Below are 19215 nucleotides of genomic sequence, written 5' to 3'. Positions count from 1 at the left end.
ATCATGATAGAATTTGATCAGGTTACAACGATTTTCTTTGCTTTGGCTGTTTACATGCTAGGAACATTTCTGAATAATAAAATACTATTCCTGAATAAGTTTTGCATACCGGCACCAGTTGTCGGAGGTTTGTTATTTGCACTAGTAATTACATTTTTACGCGGGTTCGATATTTTAATTATTAATCTGGATACGTCGCTGCAAAATTTATTTATGCTTACCTTTTTTACTACAGTCGGTTTAGGAGCCAGCTTTAAGCTGCTAAAAATAGGGGGGAAGCTGCTAATTATTTATTGGCTGGCATGTGGATTTTTAGCACTTGCTCAAAATATCATTGGTGTATCGATGGCAAAGCTGTTACATCTCGATCCACTAATCGGTGTGATGGTTGGAGCCGTATCCATGGAGGGCGGACATGGAGCTGCGACAGCATTTGGTACTACTATCGAAGAATTAGGAGTAGATGGTGCTCTCTCGATTGGTTTAGCTGCGGCCACAGTTGGTTTAGTTGCCGGAGGTTTAATAGGGGGGCCAATTGTAAAATATCTAATGAATAAATATCAATTAAAACCGACAGAAACAGAGGAAATCTCTGATTCCTCTATGGGCAATGTAAATCAGCAGGATACGAAAATAAATTCAAAATCATTTATGATGCAAGTCTTCATTATTGTATTTTGTATGGCTTTAGGAACATTCCTGGGAGATTCGTTTACTGAAGTGACAGGATTTGTCCTTCCTGGATATGTAGGAGCGATGTTTGTTGCTGTTATTGTGAGAAATATCATTGACCGGATTTCCGGTAATGTTATTCAAATGAAAAGTATAGGTATAATAGGGGACATAACACTAGGGATTTTCTTATCCATGGCATTGATGAGCATTCAATTATGGGAAATAGTTGACTTGGCTTTACCACTTTTACTTATCATACTGGTCCAAGTTATCTTTATTGCTTTGTTCAGCATATTTATCCTGTTCAAAATGCTTGGGAAAAATTACGATGCAGCTGTTATGATTGGCGGGTTTACAGGGCATGGATTGGGAGCGACACCTAATGCAATCGCCAATATGGATGCAGTCGTATCTAAATTTGGTCCATCCAGAAAAGCATTTTTAGTTGTTCCTCTGGTTGGTGCATTCCTAATTGATGTTTTCGCAGTACCAATTATTATAACGACAATTAATTTATTCAGTTAGTAAAAGCAGTATCTTATAATAAAAGCCGGATAAAGTATATATTTCCGATACTTTATCCGGCTTTTTTTGTTGTGAGCATGATAGAATCATTATTTCATAGTGAATAATTTTTTAATGAAAAATAGTATTGCCCGGCACAGAACACCAGAATTTACAGCCGACATTTTTATTCTTTCTTTCATTTCCTCTTTTAAATATCATAGAAAAATATTAAAAATTGAAGAAAATAAAATAAATGTATTTAGAAGAAAATGTTTTATTAAGTCGAAATAAGTGTGTTGCTAACTATGTTTACATGATATATTTATACTATATAAATTTCTGCAGGGTCGGTTGTGGGGAGGAATTGAGTTTGGCTCAGGTTGTATTTAAAATTAAGAATAGAAAAATATTTTTTTCAGAGCAGACATCTTGTAATGTAATAAATAAGTCAAAAGATGTCCTTTCTGGAGAAGACTATGAAAATGTGCTCTCTTCTAATATCGGTCCTCACGTAGCTGAAAATTTCTCAAAACTTGTTAATGGTGAAAAAAATCAAATTCATTTTAATGCATCCTTTGATGCGGAAAATGGGAGAATATTACTTTTTAACATTTTTGGCTATCGTTTTATGTCGGAGGATGGTGCGGAAATTTTTGGTGTGATTACAGATGAAAGAGAAGCAAATCAGCAGTTAATGACAGCATTAAAGGAATTATCAGATATTAAGTATGCTATGGATCAATCTGTGATTTTAGCAATTACGGACAGGCAGGGTAAAATCACACATGCAAATGATCGTTTCTGCGAAATATCCGGTTATTCCAGAGGTGAGTTAATTGGAAATACACACCAGCTGATTAATTCAGGCTATCATTCCAGAGATTTTTTTAAAAATATGTGGCGGACAATTGGTTTTGGCGGAGTCTGGAAGGGTGAAATCAGGAACCGCGCGAAAGACGGTACTTTTTATTGGGTGGATACAACCATAGTTCCCGTGAACGATGGAAAGGGGAAGCCGATCCAATATATAGCAATGCGTTTTGATATAACGGATAAAAAAGAAAATCAGGAAAAGATTCGTTTGATGGCCTTCTACGACCATTTAACAGGGCTTGTGAACCGCCGGAAATTTGATGACGATTTAATAAAAAAAATTGAATATAATAAAAAAAATAATGGCAGGTTTGGAATCATGTTTGTTGATCTGGATGGCTTTAAATACGTAAATGATACGCTGGGGCATATAATAGGCGATCAGTTGCTTGTAGCTGTTGCCCGCCGTTTTGAGAATCTTATTGGTGAAAAGGGTATGGCTGCGAGACTCAGTGGGGATGAATTTGCAATTGTTATCCATTCAATTACAGCTCCAGTGGACATGCAGTATTTTGCAGAATCTATTATTGAAAGTTTCAAAGAACCTTTTTCTATAGAAGGATATCAGTTAAATATGACTGCCAGTATTGGCGTAGCAACCTATCCAGAGGCTGGCCCGGACGCCTCTGCTATCATGAAGCATGCAGACCTGGCAATGTATCGTGTAAAAGGCTTGTTTAAAAATGATTACAGATTCTTTGATAGAGAGATGAAGTTTTCGAATCAAAGAGCATTCCAGGTGAAAAATGACTTAAGAATGGGTCTGGAAAAAAATCAGTTTTATATTGTATATCAGCCTAAAGTGTCTCCAAATGAGGATATTGTTACAAGCTGTGAAGCTCTCATTCGCTGGAAGCATCCGGAATTTGAGGAAATATCTCCTGCTGAGTTTATTCCCTTGGCCGAAGAGGTAGGAATGATTAATGAAATTGGTGATTGGGTAATAGAAAATGCTTGTAAACAGCTGCAGCTATGGAAATCAAAAGGATATGATCCGATTCCGGTATCAGTTAATATATCGCCCAGCCAGTTTTTACAAGCTGACTTTGTTAAAAAATTCTGGTCTTATCTTGATACATATCAAATTGAGCCAAGTTGGATACAAATTGAGATTACGGAAAATCTCTTTATTGATAATGAAAAGTATGTCCAGCAAATTTTAAAAATAATGAGAAAGAGAGGTATCAAGGTTGCACTGGATGATTTCGGGACGGGATACTCTTCTTTGGCTTACTTACAAAAGCTTGATTTAGATATTTTAAAAATTGACCGCTCTCTCATCAGCGGGGTTTCTGATTTTCCCATAAAAAAAGAAATCGCAACGACTATTGTGAGGCTGGGAAAGTGCCTCGGTATGAAAGTAGTTGCTGAAGGAGTAGAAACGAAAGAAGAACTCGATGTTTTATGCAATCATGATATCGATGAAATTCAAGGTTATTATTATAGTAAGCCGCTTGATGTAAAAGCAATGACTAAAGTTTTAAAGACGAAGGTGCTGAGTAAATAACGTAGTATAACCACTTGCGCTGTCAGCTCGAGAGCCTGTTTGTTACATTATTATTAATGAAACGTCAGTCCGGAAATCCCTTAAACTTCTTCCCGGACTGACGTTTGAGAAGGGTATACTCTATTTTTCCCTGATTGTTTTGCTTTGTATAAAGCCTCATCTGCCGATTGGATGATTTGATGATGATTGGTGCAAGTGTCTGGATAAGTTGCTACACCAATCGAGACTGTCACACAAATATTTTTCTTCTTAGAAATTTGAAATGGATGTGCTTCTACTTCTTTTTGAATTCTTTTCGCTACCTCTAATGCGTTTTCAAGACTGCAGTCAGGCAGGATAATTGAAAATTCATCTCCTCCATTGCGGAAGGCTGTATCAAATGAACGGATATTTTTTAATAAAATATTACTGAATTCTGTTAAAATCTGATTTCCTACCGGGTGTCCATATGTATCATTTATTTGCTTGAAATAATCGATATCCAGTGTTAGCAGCGTCAGTTTTTCATTTTCCGTGATGGATTTATCGATAAATTGATTCCAGGTTGTTTCAAATGCCCGCATATTTTGTAGACCTGTCAAGAAATCTTTAGATGCTTCCTCTTCATATTTCGACAAAAGCATTGCTGTTCTGTCCAAGTGCTTTGAGAAAGCAACAGCAATCAATCCGCAAATAATCGATACAATACAGTAAACAGGCACAAAACGCAGTAATTGAAGATAATCATTTAAATAAAACATCATAATGCAGAAAAATATCAGATTGGAATATAGAATCATAATCAGTGCCTTACTGTAGGTTGCTTTATTAGGCTGGTACAGCTTATGAATCAACTGGAATCCAATAATTAATAAAATTACCAGACATATAGTTGTTGCGGAAAGAGTTGTCATTCCGCTTATCATAAATCTCCCAATAATAATGACAATACCTGCGATGACAGCAGGAAACAATCCTGTAAACAGGATAAGCAGCATAATAGGTATAAACCGTAAGTCTATCAATGCATTTTCTGCCACCTTAATAGAAAACACAATTAATAAGACGCCGGATAACCCGGAAACAGCGCCGTCAATAAACCCTTGTTTCCAATTAGAGAGGGTATCTATTTTCAATTTCGTTCGAAGTGGTATGTAAATAACAGTTAAGGTGATTATTATACAAAGATTAATAAAAAAATCATCAAAAAGATAGAACATAATATTTCCACCTGCCAAACGGTTTCCTCTCCTTTATTTCATTACCATACTAACCTCGGCAATACTAAATTTATTAGACTATCTAAAAAAATGTCTTTTCTTTGATAGGTAACTGGTTATTTCTGATAGTTTATCAGTGCTGACTGCGTACATTTGAGCACTTTATTTTTGAATATACTTAAAGAAGCTGATTTGCAGTTAAAATTATAACGTGTTTTATTTTGTATAAAGATAGTTAAGTGTCTGGTTCTTTTTATCTGATCCTTTAGAAATAGTTCAATATTCCAACATGAAAAGTTTATCATGAATCTTTTAGTAGCACCAAGAATTACTATAAACTTTCAAAATGTAATAATTTCCTTTAAGAGGATGCTGAAAAATTAAAATAGCAATTATTTTCTTGTATATCCCTGTTTTTATCTGAAAATATTCATTATTTATGCGATTGGGTTTATAACTTATGTTAAAATAAAGATAGTCATAAAATCTTCCGAAGTGAGGTGAATGTATAAGTGGATGTCGGAAAAATGTCAATGATAATGAGTCAGGCTAACCTGCAGACACAGGTGTCCTTCAGCTTAATGGGAAAAGTTATGGATCATGCGGAAGCACAAAATGCAGAGCTTATTAAAATGCTGGATCAGCCGCAGCATCCAAACTTAGGACATTCCATTGATGTAAAAGCTTAAAATGTTTCAGTTGTGTGGAACAGACAGGAAGAAGAAATGAGCTGCCTTCGCTTCAATAAATGAGAAGTGGAGGCTTTTATTATCCTTTATTTATCGCAGTGTAACTGGTTGAAGGCCTTCATTTTGAAGTGGGAGTAGGCCGGTGAAGAACAGATTGGTTCAATAGTCTTTGGAGAGGCTGCTTGTCATTTGGAGAGTTATTGAACATCCTCTATAGCAGCAAATAAATAAAAGTATCCTTCAACTTAGTAAAGGAGGGTGAGCATTATTTCAAATTCTAAAACGCGGGCTCAAATTCTGCAGGAAGAATTAATAGAATTACTAAAAAGAGATTTAATCAGTATGGAGGATTATAAACGTATACTGACAGCTCATCAGGAGTATGCGAAGCAAATTGATAAGAGTATGGATGCATTGCAGCTTAATGAACTTCAAATGCAGAGAGAAAAAGAAATTCTGTCTGAAGAGGTGCCCCATGCTGAAGAGCAAAATCAGCCTGAAGGGACAGCAAAAACCGTTCCGAAACCGGATAATGCGTATGGCAAAAGAATTCTGACAAGCTTTTTAGAAGGGAATAAGAATAAGAAAGAATGGCTGTCAGCTCCAGAGCAGCAGGAAAAATCAGTACAGAAAAAAGATAAACCAGTGCGTGAACCGAAAACTGCGGAACAGATTCGGGAAAGAAATATTACATGGCTGCTTATTCTCGGAGTTTTATTTCTTTTAATCAGTGGTCTTGTCGTAGCAACCAGTACCTGGGATCAAATGGGAGCCTTATTAAAGGTTATCACGTTGCTTGGCGTCTCTGTTTTCTTTTTAGCATTAAGCGGTTTATCATCCCGTTTTCTTAAAATTGAAAAGACTGCTTTTGCATTTTTGACGTTAGGAAGTTTATTATTACCGATTGCAATTATTGGAATTGGATATTTTGGATTATTTGGAGATTATTTAACTTTAACTGGAGAAGGACGTTATTGGCTCGGGATTCTTTGCACACTTGTTCCGCTCCCTTTATATATTTGGAATGCTTATAAGACAGAAGCTAAATTATTCGTATGGATTTCTTATTTATTCTTATCCTTCTTCATAGGCTTTTTACTAGCTGCTATCCAAATACCGGTGGATATGTTCTTTTTCCTGATGATGCTTTATAATGCTGTTTTGTTATTTGCTTATCACCGTTTTCGGAAAGAGAAAAAACAGATTTTACGTGTCTTTTTAGGTGAGCTGCCAGCCTATGCCCAGCTGAATCTTATCGTCTCCACTTTATTAATGCTGTTTGTTTATAATCAGGCCGTATTTTACAGCTTTAATGTTCTCCTGACAGCTTTTATCTATATGGCAATGGTTTTCGTTTATCAGACGAAAGGGTATCAATTTGTATTTGCAGCATTATTTGCTTATGGAATTTATCAGCTGACAGAGAATTCGATTTTAAATACAGCAGATTCGATTATCTATGCATTGATGGGCGCTGCTTATTTGGGATTTGCCTATATAATGCGGAAGGATAGCTTTGCAAGTAAGGCTTTTTATTATATCAGCGGAATTATTTCGGGTTTTGCATTTCTGTATGTCACATTTCAGGGCTTAATTATCCGGGCTGACGGAGATTCCTGGTTTATGCTTCTTGCGTATATAGTGATTGCTGGGACCTATGTGTATCTTGCAGAAGTAACGAAGCGGGGCGTTTTTCGCTGGCTTGCTCCAGTATTCTTTATTGCTATTGGTATACAATTTTGGTCATTAGTTATTCAGCCGCTTTTCCCGGAAAGTATTCTTAACTTTATGTTTTTCTATATGACAGGTTTATTTCTTCTCATCGGCTTCAAAAGTCGTATTCCTTATATGCAGGCGATACAGAAAAGTATGTATTACTGGTCGATGCCGGTGATTGCTATCCTTGTATTGCTTAAGCTTTTATTCCTTGATTTTATTGAAGTTACAGGCATGTTTACAATAATAGGAGCTGTTGCTTTTTATGTGACCTCTGCATCTGAAAAGCCAGCCGAGAAACGTATTGCTGCCTGGGCTGTTCCGGTAAACTGGCTATTGGCAATGTATATTCTTTACTTTGAGTTTGCAGAAAAATCATATGTTTACCGCACTCAGCTGGATCTACCTTTTCAGCTGGCAGCTGCGGGGATTATTCTGCTTGGCATCAGCCTTATTTGGAAGCAGAGAAAGCAGAAGGAATTAACACGGACAACATTTTATACTGGTCAAGGCAGCTATTTATTAGCGATGCTGCTGCTCTACCCTGATTTTACTGGCGATGAAATGATTGTAAGGCCGATGATTTTATTGATAGGAATCGGTGTGATATATTGGCTTGTCCATTTTACGAAGAAGCATATATTCTGGAGTTTGGTTGCGGCTGCAAGCTTAGGCTTCTATGTATCATTGTTAAGTCCATTTTCTATTAATACTTTAGAGGGATTTGTATGGTTTATGCTTGGTTTGCCAATTTTATTTTTAGCTGTAGAACGCTATTTAGGTAAATTAGATGCCAGCTTAAAACCTTATTTCTTTTATTTTGCGCATGCAGTACTCCTCTTCCTTGTACTGATCATCGCAGGGGATGGTGCAGCACGGCCTATTCTTTATCCGGCAGTCTGGCTGGTTCCGTTGGCGGTCTATATTTATACCGCACTGACAAAGGGAAAAGAATGGGAAATAAAAACTGCTTTATATGCTGGATCAATGATGCTCATAGGAACAGTGGTTTCCTTCATTTCTTATTATGATTGGATGGCAGCTCTTTCGTTTGTTTATACCTGGCTGGTTGCCGGAATAGTTTTAATTGCTGTCTGGACCGCAGTACCAGTAGTATGGAAGCGGCGGATAGACTGGTTTTTAATTCCGTATCTGCATCTGGTTTTAGCGATGGGAGTATTTTTAGCAGCTGCACAGGAGCTTTGGCAGCTCATCTGCTTTGCAGGGCTGGTTATCCTGAATTTATATTTCCTGCATAGGCGAAAATGGACCTTATTCCTTGTTTTGCCTCTATTCTTCTCTGTTTATCTATGGCAGCTGCAAGGAGTATTTAAGGGAGAAATTGATTTATGGCTGGTTTTCTGTTTCGGTTTTGGAATTTTAGCAGCGACAGGAAGATATTTATTTACAAGCCTGTACATCTCTAACAAGGGAAGGGTGCAGACTGTAGACTGGTATTCCTTGATGGCACTTGCATATCTTGTTTTTGCATTAAGCGCGGTAAATGGGCTGGAAAATATTTGGCTGACTGTTATTCCTTATGTATTGTTTGCTTCCTGGTTTTTCTTGCAGGTGGATCGTTTGGGAAGTCAAATGCTGCAGAAAATATTTATTACAGTTGGCGGAATTGCTTGTTTACCTCCATATTATCTGGTGCTTGATCATTATACCGATATCATTCCAGAAGTGATTTATGCAGAGCTTCAGGCACTGCCGATGCTTGCTTTAGCTATTATTTTATCCCGGAAAACGTGGCAAGATTATCAATCGCTGATGCGGCATATACAGACAGCGCTGCTGATTGTTGTTACTGTTTATTTGATTGCTGATGCCATTCAAAGCGCAACAATTTTAGATGCTTTAATTATTGGTATTTTGTCCATTATTTCCTTACTCGCAGGGATGCGTTATCAATTGAAGTCGTATTTCTTTGTTGGAATTGGAACGCTGCTGTTTAATGTTATTTATCAGACAAGGCCTTATTGGGGTAATCTCCCGTGGTGGGCTTATCTTCTGATTGCCGGAATGTTGTTTATCAGTATTGCCAGCTACAATGAATGGAAAAAACAGCGTGAAGGAGAAGGGAAGCTGGAGAAGAAGCTAAAGCAAATGATTGCCCGGTTTAAAGAATGGAATTGAATAGAGCAGTTTGGGGATGCTAATGAATAACGCAGCTCCAGACTGCTCTATTTATTTGAAAATATAAACTTCAATTTAAAATAGTTGCCTCTGAGCAAATTTGTTTATGTTTATCATCATTAGGAGTATACTAAAATTGTAAAAAATAGAAAGAAGGATTTTTCATGGAATTTAAAAATGTTACAGTAGCGGGCAGCGGCGTATTAGGAAGCCAAATTGCCTATCAGGTTTCTTACAAAGGATTTAATGTAACGGTATATGATATTAATGCCGAAGCTGTCGAGGCAGCCAAAACACGCATGGAAAAATGGCAGCAGCGCTATAAAGAGGATTTAAATGCTTCAGATGCGGAAGTGAAGGGAGCATTTGAAAGGATCAGTTTTTCTATCGATTTAAAAGAAGCTGTTAAAGACGCTGATTTAATTATTGAAGCAGTGCCTGAAAAAGAAGAAATTAAATTAGATTTCTATAAAAAATTAGCAGAAGTTGCTCCAGAAAAAACAATTTTTGCATCTAACTCATCTACTATGCTTCCCAGCCAATTTGCTGAAGCAACAGGGCGTCCAAGTCAATTTTTAATGCTGCACTTTGCAAATGAGATTTGGAAAAACAATACAGCAGAAATTATGAAGCATGAAGGGACAGACATGAAAGTGTTTGAGGATGTTGTCTCATTTGCGAAACAAATCGGCATGGTTGCACTCCCTATATACAAAGAACAGCCAGGCTATATCTTAAATTCCTTGCTTGTTCCATTCTTAGATGCAGCACAGGATTTATTAGTAAATGAAATTGCAGATGCAGAGACCATCGATAAAACATGGATGGTAGCTACCGGAGCGCCTAAGGGTCCATTTGCTACGTTAGATGTTATTGGTATTCGCACACCTTATAATCTGTCCGCGGCGCATGCGGAAGCTGGTGATAAAAAAGCTGAAAAGGTTGCGAGTTTCTTAAAAGAAGAGTATCTGGATAAAGGGAAATTTGGTATTGAATCCGGTGAAGGTTTTTATAAATATCCTGATCCGGCTTTTGAAAATCCAGATTTTTTGAAATAAATTAATTAACAAAAGCTGCCCGCTAAACTTCAGGCAGCTTTTATTAATTATCGGTATTCTGCTGAATGGCTTGCTCCAGCTGATGATAGGACTCCAATGTCTTATCAGACTGATTTGTATTCATAATGACAAAGCTGTCTTTCGTGCGGACGACAATAAAAGGAGCTTCATTTGAACGGAGAAATAATTTACCGGCTCCTAAGCCCTCCAAATGATACTTCCCAAGATGTTTTCCAAATAAAGAAATGCCATTTGTACGAATCATAACTTCAGGAAGCTCATCATACAGGGAAATATCTTCAATATCTGAAAACGTCCATTCTTCACCATACAAGCCTGATATTTCAAAGGAGTCCCTATTTATTTCCAGTGTGTTCGGCATAAATGGGATAGCAAAAACGATAATGACTAAAATAAGAGATAACATTAAAACTGTTTTGTTTATCTTTTGAGATTTTCTTTTCACCTTTTTCATCATCAAAAAGGTTTCAATAAATAAAACAATAAGCATAACTACATAAGAACCCTCAATTGCATAAGGAACGTGCAAGAGCTGCAGCAGGAAACCGATTGTTAAAACAATAGCTACATGCAGCATCATCTTACCGGCAGCACGTGGATAGCCTGCCTGGATCATCTTTTGCTGCTCTGCAGCCGTACTCGACTTGAATCCGCTGATTAAATAATAGTTTTTGCGTATTAAAATGAGGTAACTGAAAAAGAAAAACATAAGAATTAAGAAAATTTGAATTCCGTATAAATATTCCATAGGGTGCGTCCCTCCATTTTTTCTTTGCACTTTAATTACGAGGGAAAGGCTCGAAAAGTTTCAATGATATGACGGGAAATAAACTTTTCGCGAAAAGTGAAGGCGGTACCTTCAAAAATACTTGCTTTCTCCGTCAGTTAGGATTAAATTGTATATACTCTTAATTGTATTAAATGATGTACGGATAAAGGTCAGGTGATTAGGTGAATTGTCTATTTGTAATGGTTGGCGCTTTTTTTGGAGCGATGGCCCGCTATGAAATCGGTCTGTGGTTTGGTGAGCAGCCATTTCCCTTAGCTACTGCTGCGGTAAATATTATAGGCTGCTTCTTTTTAGGATTTCTGCTTACACTTGTTTCACTTTCCAGACAGGACCGTCAAGTATGGGCATTGACATTTGGCACTGGTTTTTTGGGAGCTTTTACGACGTTTTCTACCTTTGCATTAGATGTGCTGCTTCTTAATCTGCCAATGGCTCTTCTTTATATTGGAATAAGTCTGGCTGTGGGAATTGCTTTTGCAGGGGCAGGTGTCTGGGCAGCAAGAGCTGTTTATTCCCAGTTAAGGAAGACCCGAAAATTTAAGGAAGAAATATAAAAAATATAAAGGAGCGTTGTCCCTGTGATTTTAGTAGGTCTCGGCGGTGCAATTGGCGCATTATTACGGTACATAATTAGTGAATATATAAAGCCGTTAAAGGCTGAAAAAAGAATCATCTTCCCTGTTGCAACCTGGCTAATTAATATGACAGGTTCATTTTTGTTGGGTATTTTATATGGTCTTGATTTATCCTCACAGCTTTGGCTTCTTTTAGGAGTAGGCTTTTGCGGCGGGTATACAACATTTTCTACATTTGGGAAGGAAGTTATTGATTTGCTGATGGATAAGCAGTGGCAAATTGCTTTTCGATATGTTATAACATCTGTCATATTAAGTATTGTAGCGGTATGGATCGGGATAACAATGGTGCATTTATTTAGCTGATTACTTCGTACATGTAATTAGCTGAACGGATTATTTGTGTTTATGGAAGCGCCATCATAAAATAGAAGATGAAATGTATAAAAAAATGAGGAGAGATGTTAATGCAGGATAAGGTTGTGCTGATAACTGGCGGGGCAGGAGGAATTGGTCAAGCAACTGCAAAATTGTTTTTGGATCAAGGTGCCAAAGTTGTTCTAGTTGATATTAACGAATCATCCTTAGAGAAGGCAATGCAATCCCTCACATCAAATCCGGAAAATGTTGCTATTATTCAAGCGGATGTAACGAATGAATCCGATGTGAAAAATTATGTCCAGGAAACGGTTAGTCATTTTGGAAGAATTGATGTTTTCTTTAATAATGCAGGAATAAATGGACCTGTTGCAGAAATTACAGATTTAGAGAAGGACGCTTTTGAACAGATTATGTCTATTAATGTAACAGGTGTATTTTTGGGACTGAAACATGTTCTTGCGCAAATGAAAGAACAGGGGCATGGACGTATTATTAATACAGCATCAAACGCTGCATATATCGGTTCTGCAGGAATGGTGGGCTATATAGCTTCCAAACATGCTGTTGCAGGCATAACAAAGACCGCGGCATTGGAAGCTGCTCCGGCAGGAATTCGTGTAAACGCGGTAGCACCTGCAGCAATTGATACACAGATGCTTGCTGATATTCAAAATAATTTAACACCTGGAGAGCCGGAGAAATCAGGAGAAGCCATTAAGCAGGGGATTCCAGTTGGAAGGTTCGGTACACCTGAGGAGGTTGCGCAAATCGTACGTTTTCTGGCATCTGATGAAGCTTCGTTTGTACATGGAGCACTATATAATGTGGACGGAGGAATGCAGGCAGACTAGCATAATCACATAATAAAAAAATAGCAGCTATCTCTATAATTCCTGGAGATAGCTGCTATTTATATTGAAAAATTTAAATGCCGGTATTTTCAACAACCGCATTTTTATCATTAAATTTCGTTTCATCCAGGTTTCCGAGCACTTTGGAAGTTACAGTACCTGAGACCATGCTGCCATTAACATTGACAGCTGTACGGCCCATATCAATGAGCGGCTCAACAGTAATAAGCAAACCGGCCAGAGCGATTGGAAGTCCCATAGAGGACAGAACGATAATCGCTGCAAATGTTGCTCCGCCACCGACACCGGCGACACCAAATGAGCTGATAGCTGTAATTAATACAAGCTGTACAATAAAGTCAAGAGAGGTTGGATCAATGCCAACAGTTGGTGCAATCATAACAGCAAGCATCGCAGGATAAATACCTGCACATGCATTTTGCCCCATTGTTGCTCCAAAGGATGCTGACATATTGGCAGCCCCATCATCTACACCTAAAGCTTCTTTTTGTGCAGTGACGTTCAAAGGAATGGCACCTGCACTGGAACGGGACGTAAAAGCGAATCCCAATACCGGAAATACTTTTTTCATAAAAGTAACAGGGTTTAATCTGAATCCGCTAATAATAAGCATGTGGATAAGAACCATCACAATCATTGCTGCGTAGGATGCAATTACAAATTTACCAAGCTGTACAATACCTGCAAAGTTTGTCGTTGCAACCATGTTCGTCATCAATGCTAATACTCCAAACGGAGTTAAACGTAAAATGAGTGTTACAAGCCGCATTACAATTGCAAATACGGCATTAACCATTTTTGTAAAACGTTCAGCCTGCTCCGGCTGCTTTCTGCTTACTCCAAGGGTTGCTATTCCGACAAGGACAGAGAAAATAACTACTGCAATAACAGATGTCGAACGTTCCCCAGTCATATCTAAGAAAATATTATTTGGAATAAAGTTAATAATTCGCTGTGGTGTCGTTTCTTCTTCCATGGATTCAAAATTTTCCTCCATTGTAGCACCACGTTCTGTTTCTTCATGACCTGCTTCGATTTGTTCTGCATTCAAATCGAAGACAAGAGAGGTTATAACCCCAAGTGTTGCTGCAACAAGTGTTGTAGAAATAAGTACACCAATTACCCAGCCGGCCATTTTCCCGAGCTGTTTTGTTTCCTTTAGATTAATAATGGCACGAATAATCGAAACCATAACTAATGGAACAACAATCAGCATTAAGAAACGAATATAACCGCTCCCTACAATGCCGTACCAATCAAGAGTTCCTGTGAGAATATCTGAGCCTTCGCCATAAATAACCTGAAAAAGAGCTCCTAAAACAATTCCAAGCCCCATCCCTGTAAATACACGCTTTGCAAACGAGACATGTTTTTTCTGCATATAGATTAATAAACCAATTAATGCAAGTAAAACAATAATATTTAAAACTATAAACCAAGTATCCATTTGGTGTTATCCTCCTTATTAAATGTTTCCAATAAATCCAATGAAAATAATACGGATTAAACTATACATTGATTCAATTATGATTTCAAGTTAGTTGCTTCAATATTTTACTTATTTTTTAATCATATGCAGATAATGGGATATTGACTATTTCTATTGCCGATTTACAGGAGTCAGTTAGTTTTTATTCCTTTGCATAAAACTCTTATGTACTTAATATGTACTATTTTTAAAATAACATTTAAACGAAGACAAAAAAAGAAGAGCTGTGAGATAATTTTTCCTTTTCAAAAGGGATAAACATCTTTTACAGCTCATCTTTTATTGGTTTTTATTGCTTAAAGGTTTTTTTCTCCACAGTGTATTTTGCTAATTTTTCACGGTTAACTTCATATCCGATTCCAGGGGAAGCAGGGACCTGTACGATTCCATCTTTGACATATACCTCAGGATCGATAATATCCTCCTCCCAATAACGGGAAGAAGCGGCAGTATCTCCAGGCAGTGTGAATGTAGAAAGCGAGGTAACTGCGATATTATGTGCACGTCCTACACCGGATTCAAGCATACCTCCACACCACATTGGTACATTCGCTTCTTTACATAGTTCATGAATTCGTTTCATTGTTGTAATTCCACCGACGCGGCCGACCTTCATATTAATAATCTTTCCGCTGCCGAGTTGAATCGCCTGTCTTGCATCATCATAGGAATGAATGCTTTCATCCAGGCAAATTGGTGTTTTAATATGCTTTTGCAGCTCGGCATGGTCAATTAAATCGCCGGCTGTTAAAGGCTGTTCAATCATCATAAGGTTAAATGGATCCAGTTTTTTCAGTGTTTCCATATCGTCGAGTGTGTAAGCTGAGTTAGCATCAACCATCAGCGGAATATCAGGAAATTGCTTGCGGATTTGTTCAACAACCTCGACATCTTTACCGGGCTTAATTTTTACTTTTATCCGCTTATAGCCTTCCTCTGTTTTCTCTTTGATATTGTTAAGAAGCTTTTCTATATCATCCTCAATCCCAAGGCTGACTCCAACCTCGATATCAGTTCTGCAACCGCCGATTGCCTGTGCCAGGGAAATACCTTGCTGTTTGGCATAAATATCCCAGGCTGCGGCATCGATAGCTGCTTTTGCCAAATTATTGCGCTTGAAGGGTTCGAATAAATCAGTAAGCTCATCCGGATGGCTAAATTCACGCCCCAGTGTAAGGGGAATTAAGTATTCCTCCAGCATAACCCAGGCAGCTTTTGTAAATTCTTCAATATAAAGAGGGGACTCGGATGTGACACACTCGCCCCAGCCAATAGTTCCATCTTCATCCTTTGCTTCCAAAATAATAAATTCACGATCCTGTTCTGTTCCAAAGCTTGTTGTAAATGGATTTTTCATTCGCATATTCATGCGGTGCATTGTAATTTCTATTATTTTCATGAGAAGAACTCCTTTTTGGTAACTGCTAGTAAATTACCTCTTAAATAATATAATAACTGATTCTTATTTCATTATCGTGTATATTCATACATTGCATTCTATTATAATGAAGTCTATACTTTATAGCAATATAAAATAATTGTTTAGACTTCAAAAGAGGGATGGAATGGAAACTATATATCAAGAGCGTATAAAAGCATATTGGCCCAATTTAACAAAGGGGCTGCAAAAGGTTGCTGATTATTTATTAAATGAACCAATTGCCTTTGCGACACATCCGGCAAAAAAGGTTGGAGAAATGATTAATGTCAGTGAAACGATGGTGCTCCGGTTCTGTAACGCTCTCGGCTACAAAGGCTATGCTGAATTACAGAAGGAAGTAAGAAATGAGCTCTTAAATCTATCACAAGCAGCAGAAGAAACGGCTGAAAGTACTTTCCATGATTCTGTGGAGGCAGACATAGAGAACCTCCGTTGGCTGCATAAACAGCTGGATGCGGGACAATTAGAAAAAGTAGCCGATACAATTTTACAAAGTGAACAGATTGTCATCGCAGGATATTATCATTCCTATAGCTATGCACATTGGCTATACTTTAACTTAAATTACATTATAGGAAACGTCAGTCTATTTCGACCGGAAAGTGACGCAGGGGTACTGGATTTTTTACCTAAAAAATCATCATTAATTGTTTTTTCTTTCTACCGCTATGCTGTAGACACGATCCAATTAGCAAAAGATGCGCAGCGAAAAGGAATTAAAGTGATTGTCATTACAGATTCTTTAGCTGCTCCGACGGTACCATTTGCAGATATAACACTTCCTGTTCATACCGCACATTCTGGAGACTCTCTGTTACAGAAAGGACCCGTCAGTTTATCTCTTATTAATGCGATAATAGACAAAATCATTCGAGGAGTAGCGGACAAAGGGAAAAAGACACCGACATTTAATTACTTTATCAAATGATTTTTGTATTGCAGCATAAACTTTATTACCTTGAGATGAAGTTTAATGAAGAAGCGTTAATGAATCGGATGGAAAAATTTAATCAGGGACATTAGGAATATGTTTGGCTGGAATAAAAATAGAAAATCAAAGGTTAGTTTTAAACTGCCTTTGATTTTCTATTACGCCGTTGCATTTTTGCATTTCTACACAAAAACATCCATTGCCTGTTCAAATAACTTTAATTGGCTGTTTAACGTACTATTATCATTAGAGATAACATAGGAATACGTCCCATCATTTGCCTGCTTCCTTGCTTTTACGGAATCATGCAGCATCAAATCCAGAATAGAAGAAATACGTTCCTTAATACGTCTTTCGAAGATTGGGAACATGAGCTCCACACGTTTAACCATATTTCGTGTCATTAAATCTGCAGAGGATAAGAATATATTCACTTCACCATTATGGTGGAAGTAATAAATCCGGCTATGCTCCAAAAAGCGGCCGACAATACTGATTACACGAATGTTTTCGCTTATATCTGGAATACCGGGACGCAGACAGCATATCCCCCGGACAATCAAATCAACTTGAACGCCAGCCTGTGAAGCTTCGTAAAGCTTTTTGATTAAGGATTTATCTGTTAGAGAATTCATTTTAGCAATAATCCGGCCATTATTAAACTGCTTGTGAAACTTAATCTCCCGGTCAATATACTCTAATAAATCATTACGGATATCAAAAGGCGCCATGGAAAGATGATGAAAAGCAGGCTTCTCCGTATATCCGCTCAAATAATTAAAGAAATTTGTCGCATCAACCCCAAATTTTCTTTTTGTAGTTAAATAAGACATATCGGTATAGAATTTGGCGGTTTGATCATTATAATTTCCAGTCCCAAGATGGACAACACGTTCAATCCGATTATCCTGTTTACGTACAATTAACGTGATTTTACTATGCGTTTTCAAAGAAATCATTCCATAAATAACATGACAGCCGGCTATTTCCAACTGCTTGGCCCATTCTACATTATTTGCTTCATCAAACCGCGCTTTTAATTCCACCAGAACAGTTACTTGTTTTCCGTTTTCAGCCGCTCGCTTTAAACTGGCAATAATCGGAGAATCTCCACTGACACGGTAGAGCGTCTGCTTAATTGCCAGTACATCTGGATCATCAGCAGCTTCCCGCATAAGATCAACAATCGGCTCAAATGATTCGTAAGGATGGTGGAGAAAGAGATCTCTTTTTCTGACTGCTTCGAATACAGTCTCGTCCTCATGAATATCTTGTGCAGGCTGCGGGATGAAGGTTTCATAAATAAGCTGCTCATGGTCATGCTTTACTTGATTATAGAAATCATTTAGGCACGTTAAATCAAGTGGTCCATCAACAATGTACAGATCCTTTTCATGAATTTCCAGCTCATGAAGCAGAAACGGGGTAATATTCGGATCCTGTTCCATACTATTCATTTCAAGGCGGACAGCAGCTCCGAATTTTCGCTTTTTCAGCTCTTTTTCAATTTCTTTCAATAAGTCATGTGCACTGTCTTCATGGATATTCATATCTGCATTTCGTGTAATGCGGAAAGTACTTGTTGAAATAACACGATATCCTTTAAAGAGCTTATGAATAAAATAACGAATGACATCTTCTAATAAAACATAATGGTGATGCTCGTTATTAATCCGGATAAAGCGATCCAGTAAAGCAGGTACCTGAACAATAGCTGTTTTTTTATGAAGCTGTTCTTGTTCATATTCATCCTTTAATTGAATGGCAAGGTTTAAAGATTTATTTAACAGCATAGGAAAAGCGCGGTAGGCATCGATTGCCATCGGTGTAAGAATTGGATAAACCTGCTCATCAAAATATTGCTCAAGAGAATATATTTCTTCTGCTGATAAATCACCCATTTGAAAAAGTTGAATCTGTTCTTCTTCTAATTGCTCCTGTAACTGTTTATACAGCCTGTATTGCTGTTCTACCAGATTATGATTAAAGGATGCGATAGCAGAGAGCTGCTGCTTGGGGGTCAGATTCGATTTGTCATCAGGACGGTTAAATCCTGCCTTTACCTGATCCTTTAACCCGGCTACACGAACCATAAAGAATTCGTCCAGATTTGATGAAAAGATAGATAAAAACCGCAGCCTTTCGAGTAATGGATTACCTGAATCAGCTGCTTCTTCTAATACGCGTTTATTAAATGAGAGCCAGCTCAGCTCCCTGTTATTGTAAGAGGCAGGTGAGCTGGCTGTTTTTGTATGTTGACCCATAGAACACCATCCCTTTTATAGTCCTATATATATCATAAGCTTTCTCTATATAAAGTATGTTAAAGTGGTGTAAAATTTGTGTGAACAA

At 37.6% G+C, this 19215-nt stretch carries 14 protein-coding genes; 9 read left to right on the top strand and 5 right to left on the bottom strand.

Annotated elements, in window-relative coordinates:
* Nucleotides 1–3: 3 nt before the first annotated feature.
* Both gltS and MKY30_RS01175 read left to right on the top strand, forming a co-directional pair.
* Nucleotides 4–1200 carry a sodium/glutamate symporter gene (gene gltS, locus MKY30_RS01180; RefSeq protein ID WP_445667705.1) on the top strand — a complete coding sequence of 399 codons (1197 nt, stop codon included), beginning with the start codon at nt 4–6 and terminating at the stop codon, nt 1198–1200.
* Between the two features lie 352 nt (nt 1201–1552).
* Nucleotides 1553–3562: a putative bifunctional diguanylate cyclase/phosphodiesterase gene (locus tag MKY30_RS01175; protein WP_341082581.1), complete on the top strand. Its 2010-nt coding sequence runs from the start codon at nt 1553–1555 to the stop codon at nt 3560–3562.
* Between the two features lie 80 nt (nt 3563–3642).
* Here the strand turns inward: MKY30_RS01175 and MKY30_RS01170 are convergent, their stop codons facing one another.
* On the bottom strand, nt 3643–4779 hold the full coding sequence (locus MKY30_RS01170; protein ID WP_341082580.1) for a GGDEF domain-containing protein: 1137 nt from the start codon (nt 4777–4779) through the stop codon (nt 3643–3645).
* A 509-nt stretch (nt 4780–5288) separates the two neighbouring features.
* On the opposite strand from MKY30_RS01170, the gene MKY30_RS01165 reads away from it, so the two are divergent.
* From MKY30_RS01165 to MKY30_RS01155, 3 genes are all read left to right on the top strand, one after another.
* Nucleotides 5289–5450, top strand: a complete 162-nt coding sequence (locus tag MKY30_RS01165) for a YjfB family protein (protein WP_226895129.1) — start codon at nt 5289–5291, stop codon at nt 5448–5450.
* A gap of 258 nt (nt 5451–5708) precedes the next feature.
* A complete protein-coding gene (locus MKY30_RS01160) occupies nt 5709–9305 on the top strand; it encodes a hypothetical protein (RefSeq protein WP_341082578.1) in 3597 nt (1198 codons plus the stop codon).
* 164 nt (nt 9306–9469) lie between these two features.
* Nucleotides 9470–10363: a 3-hydroxyacyl-CoA dehydrogenase gene (locus MKY30_RS01155; RefSeq protein WP_147210665.1), complete on the top strand. Its 894-nt coding sequence runs from the start codon at nt 9470–9472 to the stop codon at nt 10361–10363.
* A 43-nt stretch (nt 10364–10406) separates the two neighbouring features.
* On the opposite strand, the gene MKY30_RS01150 is transcribed toward MKY30_RS01155, so the two are convergent.
* Complete coding sequence (locus tag MKY30_RS01150) at nt 10407–11132, bottom strand: DUF3784 domain-containing protein (RefSeq protein WP_147210664.1); 726 nt, start codon at nt 11130–11132, stop codon at nt 10407–10409.
* A gap of 203 nt (nt 11133–11335) precedes the next feature.
* Between MKY30_RS01150 and MKY30_RS01145 the strand changes: the two genes are divergently transcribed.
* The 3 genes from MKY30_RS01145 (at nt 11336) to MKY30_RS01135 (ending at nt 12981) form a co-directional block, all read left to right on the top strand.
* On the top strand, nt 11336–11728 hold the full coding sequence (locus tag MKY30_RS01145; protein ID WP_147210663.1) for a fluoride efflux transporter FluC: 393 nt from the start codon (nt 11336–11338) through the stop codon (nt 11726–11728).
* A 24-nt stretch (nt 11729–11752) separates the two neighbouring features.
* Entirely contained in the window at nt 11753–12115 is a 363-nt protein-coding gene (crcB, locus tag MKY30_RS01140) for a fluoride efflux transporter CrcB (RefSeq protein ID WP_147210662.1), read from the top strand.
* 101 nt (nt 12116–12216) lie between these two features.
* A complete protein-coding gene (locus MKY30_RS01135; protein ID WP_147210661.1) occupies nt 12217–12981 on the top strand; it encodes an SDR family NAD(P)-dependent oxidoreductase in 765 nt (254 codons plus the stop codon).
* A gap of 73 nt (nt 12982–13054) precedes the next feature.
* Here the strand turns inward: MKY30_RS01135 and MKY30_RS01130 are convergent, their stop codons facing one another.
* Nucleotides 13055–14449, bottom strand: coding sequence for an L-cystine transporter (locus tag MKY30_RS01130; RefSeq protein ID WP_147210660.1), 1395 nt, complete (start codon nt 14447–14449; stop codon nt 13055–13057).
* Between the two features lie 331 nt (nt 14450–14780).
* Nucleotides 14781–15890 carry an o-succinylbenzoate synthase gene (gene menC, locus MKY30_RS01125; RefSeq protein ID WP_147210659.1) on the bottom strand — a complete coding sequence of 370 codons (1110 nt, stop codon included), beginning with the start codon at nt 15888–15890 and terminating at the stop codon, nt 14781–14783.
* Nucleotides 15891–16056: 166 nt separating this feature from the next.
* Between menC and MKY30_RS01120 the strand changes: the two genes are divergently transcribed.
* Nucleotides 16057–16860: a MurR/RpiR family transcriptional regulator gene (locus MKY30_RS01120; RefSeq protein ID WP_147210658.1), complete on the top strand. Its 804-nt coding sequence runs from the start codon at nt 16057–16059 to the stop codon at nt 16858–16860.
* Between the two features lie 185 nt (nt 16861–17045).
* On the opposite strand, the gene MKY30_RS01115 is transcribed toward MKY30_RS01120, so the two are convergent.
* A complete protein-coding gene (locus tag MKY30_RS01115; protein ID WP_147210657.1) occupies nt 17046–19127 on the bottom strand; it encodes an RNA degradosome polyphosphate kinase in 2082 nt (693 codons plus the stop codon).
* Nucleotides 19128–19215: the final 88 nt, after the last annotated feature.

This window comes from Oceanobacillus sp. FSL W8-0428 (genome assembly GCF_038004405.1).
In the GTDB taxonomy this organism is placed as follows: domain Bacteria; phylum Bacillota; class Bacilli; order Bacillales; family Amphibacillaceae; genus Oceanobacillus; species Oceanobacillus sojae.
This window is presented reverse-complemented; position numbering and strand designations above follow the sequence as displayed.

Excerpts from the sequence above, each read along its gene's own strand:
- MKY30_RS01130 (WP_147210660.1), bottom strand. The coding sequence starts at position 14,449 with ATGGATACTTGGTTTATAGTTTTAAATATTATTGTTTTACTTGCATTA.
- MKY30_RS01115 (WP_147210657.1), bottom strand. The coding sequence starts at position 19,127 with ATGGGTCAACATACAAAAACAGCCAGCTCACCTGCCTCTTACAATAAC.
- MKY30_RS01165 (WP_226895129.1), top strand. The coding sequence starts at position 5,289 with ATGTCAATGATAATGAGTCAGGCTAACCTGCAGACACAGGTGTCCTTC.
- menC (WP_147210659.1), bottom strand. The coding sequence starts at position 15,890 with ATGAAAATAATAGAAATTACAATGCACCGCATGAATATGCGAATGAAA.
- MKY30_RS01150 (WP_147210664.1), bottom strand. The coding sequence starts at position 11,132 with ATGGAATATTTATACGGAATTCAAATTTTCTTAATTCTTATGTTTTTC.
- MKY30_RS01135 (WP_147210661.1), top strand. The coding sequence starts at position 12,217 with ATGCAGGATAAGGTTGTGCTGATAACTGGCGGGGCAGGAGGAATTGGT.
- MKY30_RS01155 (WP_147210665.1), top strand. The coding sequence starts at position 9,470 with ATGGAATTTAAAAATGTTACAGTAGCGGGCAGCGGCGTATTAGGAAGC.
- MKY30_RS01120 (WP_147210658.1), top strand. The coding sequence starts at position 16,057 with ATGGAAACTATATATCAAGAGCGTATAAAAGCATATTGGCCCAATTTA.
- gltS (WP_445667705.1), top strand. The coding sequence starts at position 4 with ATGATAGAATTTGATCAGGTTACAACGATTTTCTTTGCTTTGGCTGTT.